This is a genomic window from Nodosilinea sp. LEGE 07088, assembly GCF_015207395.1.
Taxonomy (GTDB): Bacteria; Cyanobacteriota; Cyanobacteriia; order Phormidesmidales; family Phormidesmidaceae; genus Nodosilinea.
Genome location: NZ_JADEWX010000344.1, coordinates 1 through 2,267, shown reverse-complemented (window position 1 = coordinate 2,267; position 2,267 = coordinate 1). Strand labels below are relative to the sequence as shown.

2 protein-coding genes are annotated in these 2,267 nt (G+C 55.1%); one reads left to right on the top strand and one right to left on the bottom strand.

Features of this window, described 5'->3' with window-relative positions; genetic code table 11:
- Positions 1 to 1,046, bottom strand: a 1,046-nt coding sequence (gene mobF, locus IQ254_RS30810) for a MobF family relaxase (protein WP_193969944.1), incomplete at its 3' end; no start/stop codon positions are given.
- Between the two features lie 298 nt (positions 1,047 to 1,344).
- Between mobF and IQ254_RS30805 the strand changes: the two genes are divergently transcribed.
- The coding region (locus IQ254_RS30805; protein ID WP_193969943.1) for a hypothetical protein at positions 1,345 to 2,267 on the top strand (923 nt) is incomplete at its 3' end.

Here is a 2,267-nt window from a genome sequence, read left to right as displayed (position 1 = left end):
CCCTCAATTGCCTCAAACCCCTGCACCCCCAACTCGTGCTCGAAGACAAACCGCTCCAGCGTTGTCCGCCGAAACACCGACTCCCGCTCCCCACAGTGCTGAATCGCCGCGTCAATTACCGATGTGGCAGATGGCTGGTCGCCAATTGCCTGGACATTGCCATCCGGCAACTCTGGCAACTCCAACCCCTTCAACTGAATCAGCGCATTCCACCCCCGCTGTAACAGCCCCTCGTCCACCTCCTTGGGTTTCCGCTTCCGCGACACCAGCGTCGCCGTTTCCCGCGTGGCCCGATTATTCTCAGAGCCAGTGGCTTCCCACTCCTCAATCAGCTTCAGGATCTGTTGCCGCCGGGTCGAAAATGCCTTGAGCAACTCGGGAGAATATCCCACCAGTTCAAACTGTCCATGGGCCTTTTGCTCGATCTGGAATCCTTGCTGCTTCAGCGCTACGGCCAGCTCATTCTGATAAATCTGCCCAAGGAGTTTTTGGTTGGCGATCGCCGCCTCATTACTCAAACTAAACCACCGTCCATCCGCCAACTGCGTCGCATTCATCACCACACAATGGCTGTGCAGCTGTGGCTCCGCCTCCCGGCTGGTGGAATGGGTAAACACCGCCGCCGCGATATTCCCCGTCGTCACCTTTGTCCGCCCGGCCTCGGTTGAAATCCTCGTCTGGGCATAGCGCTCTTCCAACACCGACAACGCCTTGGCCACTGCCTGATGATGAGCCTCCAACACCCGCTCGTCCTGCTGCACCAGAGCCGCAATGCTGACACTCTTCGGGGCGCTGAAGGTAAAATCGGTCGCCGCTCGTCGCTTTTCTGGATTAACCACTTTCCCCATCAGCGATCGCCCGTCCGGAGCCTGCCCCGAGAGCATTTGGCTGAACGCCTCCTGACTCACTGTCCCAACCAAACCCAACGACACAGCCCCTTTACCCACCCACTTCGTCGGGTAAGCCGCTTCTTCTGAGGAGTAATAATCCTCTTTTGTGTAATAGGTCTCCGCTTGAGCCGCAGAGAGGTTGCTCGTGGAAAGCATGGAGAAAGTTGGTTAAAAAAATGACGCCACCCTGGAGCGAAAACGAAAGCGTCTTCAAAAGCGGTAGAAACCCTGTGGGGAGGGCCGTTGCCCGGTTTTTGCCAAAACCCTGGCGTACTGTGTGGCCTCTCCGCGAAGCCCCCCAGAGGGGGCGTAGCATCGATGAGCGACCTGGCTTAGCTAACATTGTATAACCATTTTCTAGGTATTTCTGACTTGAAAGTAAATTTAATTAACCTTTTTCATCCTTAGAGGTTAGATCACCCTATGGTGAAGAGGTAACGTTCTGGGTTTCACCATGAAACTTTCTCCAGGTATCCCCCCTGTGGTTCAGTTAGCCGCTGATTTAGGCTCGTCGGCCTCCAAGCTGTTTTATCGAGTTCAGCCAGATCAATGCGCTCCGATTTGGATGGGGGCAGAAGTAGCCGATGGCTTATCCTCGGTCGTTCTCTCTGGGGTGAGTACCGCTGGTCGCCCTCAAGACATGGCCTGGTTAGAACTGGATAAGGATGTGGTGATGGTGGGTGAAGCGGCCAAAGCGTTTTTGGAGATGAATAGCCTGTCCGCTAAAAAGTATGAGCAGGCCGTTTATAAGCTGGCGGCGGCGTTGGGGATAATCGCTGACATTGAGCAATTGCCCAGTCGCTACCAGGCGGTGGTCTGGTTAGCGTTGCCCCTGGGGGAATTCTCGACCCAGTCGGTGATTGTGACGCGATTCAAAGACCTGTGTCAAAAGGGCTTTACCTGTCGTGGGAAATTTCAGCAGGTGGATCTGACCTTCAAGTGCTACCCCGAAGGTTTTGGCCTCTATCTCATCCGCAAGCAGCACCTGGCTCGAATTGGAGAGGTAATTGAGCAACGCCGAACCACGGTCATGATGATGGGGCACCGCAATCTCTCGCTGCTGGCTTTCGACAACGGCACGCTGAACATGAACGGCACCAACTCAGATGGCCCTGGCTTTTGGTTTTTCTTTGAAAAAGGAGCACGGTCAGCTGGAGTGACTACCCCCGATTATCCAGCTTTGATGCGAGCCCTGAGTTCGGGTGATCCTCACCAGGTCGCACCGTCCCAGGCTGGAGTGGTGGATTTCTCAGAGGCTGTTTCTGCCGTTCAAACCCTCTACCGCAAAGCTGTGATGACCTATCTGCGCGATAACCTGCTGAAGCGGATGACAGAGCATTCGGTAGATGTGGTGATCAGTGGTGGAGCCTCTCGCAT